The organism is Pedobacter sp., assembly GCF_045628745.1.
Taxonomy (GTDB): Bacteria; Bacteroidota; Bacteroidia; order Sphingobacteriales; family Sphingobacteriaceae; genus Pedobacter.
On record NZ_JAZQPU010000352.1, the window covers coordinates 1 to 3561 of the forward strand.

At 40.1% G+C, this 3561-nt stretch carries 5 protein-coding genes; 3 read left to right on the top strand and 2 right to left on the bottom strand.

The window, feature by feature from the left end; genetic code table 11:
* Positions 1 to 39 precede the first annotated feature (39 nt).
* Positions 40 to 201, bottom strand: coding sequence for a hypothetical protein (locus tag ACR2F7_RS12910; RefSeq protein ID WP_432713969.1), 162 nt, complete (start codon positions 199 to 201; stop codon positions 40 to 42).
* A gap of 90 nt (positions 202 to 291) precedes the next feature.
* Positions 292 to 1152 carry a helix-turn-helix domain-containing protein gene (locus ACR2F7_RS12915; RefSeq protein ID WP_432713970.1) on the bottom strand — a complete coding sequence of 287 codons (861 nt, stop codon included), beginning with the start codon at positions 1150 to 1152 and terminating at the stop codon, positions 292 to 294.
* Between the two features lie 205 nt (positions 1153 to 1357).
* On the opposite strand from ACR2F7_RS12915, the gene hxlB reads away from it, so the two are divergent.
* The 3 genes from hxlB to ACR2F7_RS12930 all read left to right on the top strand — a co-directional run.
* Entirely contained in the window at positions 1358 to 1945 is a 588-nt protein-coding gene (hxlB, locus tag ACR2F7_RS12920) for a 6-phospho-3-hexuloisomerase (RefSeq protein ID WP_432713971.1), read from the top strand.
* Between the two features lie 24 nt (positions 1946 to 1969).
* A complete protein-coding gene (gene hxlA, locus ACR2F7_RS12925) occupies positions 1970 to 2602 on the top strand; it encodes a 3-hexulose-6-phosphate synthase (RefSeq protein ID WP_432713972.1) in 633 nt (210 codons plus the stop codon).
* Between the two features lie 272 nt (positions 2603 to 2874).
* Positions 2875 to 3561 (top strand): carbonic anhydrase family protein (locus ACR2F7_RS12930; RefSeq protein ID WP_432713973.1); only part of this gene is annotated, 687 nt, incomplete at its 3' end.

A 3561-nucleotide genomic window follows, 5' to 3' on the forward strand; every position in this document is an offset into this window, starting at 1 on the left:
CGCATAACAAATAGTTAGGCGTAATTATTTGCTATATCGTTAAGAGATTTTATCTTCCTCGTGTTTTTCTGGTGGAAGATCAGTTTTGATCAGTTCATCTATATATTCGGCTTTATCTTTCTGGTTACGTTTAAATAACCACAATATAAGCAAAACCATAACGGCTATAGTGAATGCCACCCACCCATAATGTATGTCCATTTTGTGTAGCTTTTATGCTATTTAAAGATAAGCAAAAGGTGTTAATTCATACGCCTAAATGTTAAAAAATGCGCGGCTAATATGGCTTATTTAAACCAGGGTGTTAAATTTTGAGTTGACATGCTCCTTTGCTTTCTTTTGAAAGGCTTCAGGGGTTTCACCAGTCTGTTTTTTGAAAAAGCGGCTAAAATACGGCCTGTCTGAAAAGCCCAGTTCAAAGGCAATTTCCTTAATCGTCTGCTCACTATGGATAATGCTCCGCTTTGCTTCCAAAATTAACCTGTCGTGAATCAGCTGCATGCCTGTTTTATCCAGTTTTTCCTTTAAAATCTGGTTGAGGCGTTTAGAGCTGATGCCTAGTTTTCCTGCATAAAAATCAGTATTCCTAATTTGAAGGTAGTTGGATTCCAGCAGCATCAGAAACTCGTAAACCCTTTTCTGGTGAAGGTCATGCACGGTAAACTGCTGTTCTTTTACCTGAATCAGCTTTAAAAGAAATACCTTTAACAGTGCTTTCACCATAATTAAGCCATCGGTGTCTTGCTGGTATTCTTTTTCCAGCAGCAGATAAATGTTAGACAAAGCTTCCGCTTCTTCTTTGCTTAAACGCAGACAAGAGAATTCGCCCTGTACATTGAAAATCTTAAACAGATCCAGCAAAAATTCTTTATCTTCTCCTTCCAGCATAGCCCTTTTAAAAGAAATCAGCTCTCCTTTTTTACCTGCCTTATTTAACTGGTGCACCCGGTAAGGTGGAATCAGGTAAATCCAGTCGCCCTTTACCTCAAAATCACCATGTTTTAAAGCATGCAGGGCATCCTCGTTTTTTAACCATACGATTTCAAAGAAGTCCTTGCGGCCGGGATCATTGAGGTAGCTGGGTGGGCAATTGCCTAGGTTTCTCATGTAGATCAGTGATTTTTCGAGTTCAGGTGCTGTTGATGAATTCATGATGTTTAAAGGTAACTAATTCTGCCCAGCAGCGGTGGATAATAAGGTAATAATGGTGGACTATTCGGAAATATGGATTTGTTTGTGGCTTGTTTATGACTTTTACATTACGGTAGTTCCAGATAGTCCAACATAATGTGCTGAAAGTCTAAGGGCAACAGCCGCCACGTAGCCTAGTTTTGCAGGGATTTAAAAACGGCAGCAGATGCAATTAGGGAAAGAAGAAAAAGAAATGGCTCAGGAAGTAAAGGCAAACCTGGAGATGATCATGCTGGAACATTCCTGGATGTTAAAGCAAATAGACTTCAAACAAGTGCCCGCCTTTGTTCAGCAGATTGAACAGGCCAATCGCATTTTCATTATCGCTGCGGGTCGCTCAGGATTCTCCATGAAATCTGTTGCCATGCGTTTGATGCATTTAGGCCTTCAGGTGTTTTTTGTTGGTGATACCACCACACCTGCTATACAAAAAGGCGATTTGTTGCTCGCCGCCTCAGGTTCAGGAACCACCAGTACCATTATCAAAGCAGCAGAGAAATCAATAGCCGTTGGGGCCAAAGTAGTGGTGTTAACTACACAATTACAATCGCCATTGGCAAAAATTGCCAGCCACGTGGTTCACATTCCGGCAGCAGAAAAAGAGGACCACAACAGCAGCCGCTCCAGACAATATGCAGGCAGCTTGTTTGAACAATTTATTTTGTTGCTCTGCGATGCTGTATTTCAAACATTGTGGAAAGCCGATGGCACACCGGCAGAAGAACTATGGGTAAGGCACTCCAATTTAGAATAATAACAATAATTAACACATAACATCATGGCAAAATTACAAGTAGCAATAGACTTATTAACCACTGCAGAGGCATTAGCCCTTGCTGCAAAGGTTGCTCCATACGTAGATATTATAGAGTTAGGCACCCCACTAATTAAAAATATGGGCTCAACGGTAATCACGGCAATGAAAAATGCACACCCTGATAAATTGGTTTTTGCAGATTTAAAAACTGCAGATGCTGGTGAATTAGAAGCTGATATTGCTTTTAAAGCAGGTGCAGATTTAGTAACTGTTTTAAGTACAGCAGGCGATGCAACGATCATTGGTGCGGTAAAAGCAGCAAAAGCACATGGTAAAGGTGTGGTTGTAGATACAATTGGTCACCCTGACAGGGAAAAAAGAGCACGTGAGGTTACAGAACTAGGTGCAACGTTTGTAGAATTACATGCAGGTTTAGATGAACAATGGACTGCAGGTTACTCTATCCAGGTATTAATTGATGAGGCTGCCCGTGTTGGTGTTCCTGTATCTATTGCCGGTGGAGTAAATATCGAAAATGTTGCCCAGGTAATTAAAGCTGGTGCACAAGTAGCAGTAGCGGGTGCAGCAATTTATGGTGCTGAAGATCCTGCGGCAGCAGCAAAAGCATTGCGTGAAGCAATTGATGCTGCCTAATTATATTGCAGTAATTTTTTAAAAGGGAGGCTGTATCATTTTTTGATGCAGCCTTTTTTTAATGGAATTAAATCTCAAAAACAGCAATGAAATAAGCAATGTATATATAACCTAAAGTTATTAAACCTGTCGATTCTTAAAAAAAGCATCGGCTTTGCGACTCTATCAACAACAATAGATCTTGCTCCTGATCACTTTATAACCGATAAAAACATCGTTTTTTAATGAAAAACCCGTAAAATTGCATCCATATTCAATCAACTGATAACACGATGATGAGTTCTTTTGAGATTTTACTTGGAATTGCCTTAGTGGCCATGGTTTATTTATACACCCGTAAGAATAAAAAATTAGCCCCCCGGCAAATTTCTGATGCTGATGTTATTGCCGGAAGCATATTAACCGAGGAACAGCAGCATTCATTGGAGCCAGCAAAGATTCTAGAAATCTTGAAAAAAGGAAATCAGGATTTTGTAAATGGAACACTGACAGTTAGAAATAACTCTGAAAGAATGCGTCAATCCTCTTTGGGCCAATATCCTTTAGCCGTGGTTTTATCGTGCCTGGATTCCAGAGTTCCTGTTGAAGATGTTTTTCACCAGGGTATAGGGGACATTTTTGTGTTGCGTGTTGCAGGAAATGTGGTTAATGAAGATATTTTAGGAAGCTTGGAATACGCTTGTAAAGTATCTGGTTCTAAATTGATCCTGGTTTTAGGTCATGAATATTGTGGCGCCATCAGGTCAGCGGTAGACAATGTAAAGATGGGTAATATCACCGCCTTGCTTCAAAAAATACAGCCTGCAGTAGATGCATCAAGCAGTTTTGTGGGGGATAAAACCTCAGCTAATCCACAGTATCTACACCATGTATGTGCAGAAAATGTTAAACACAGTGTTCAAAAGATTAGAGCTAACAGTCCTATTCTAAAAGAGATGGAAGAACAAGGCGCACTTCAA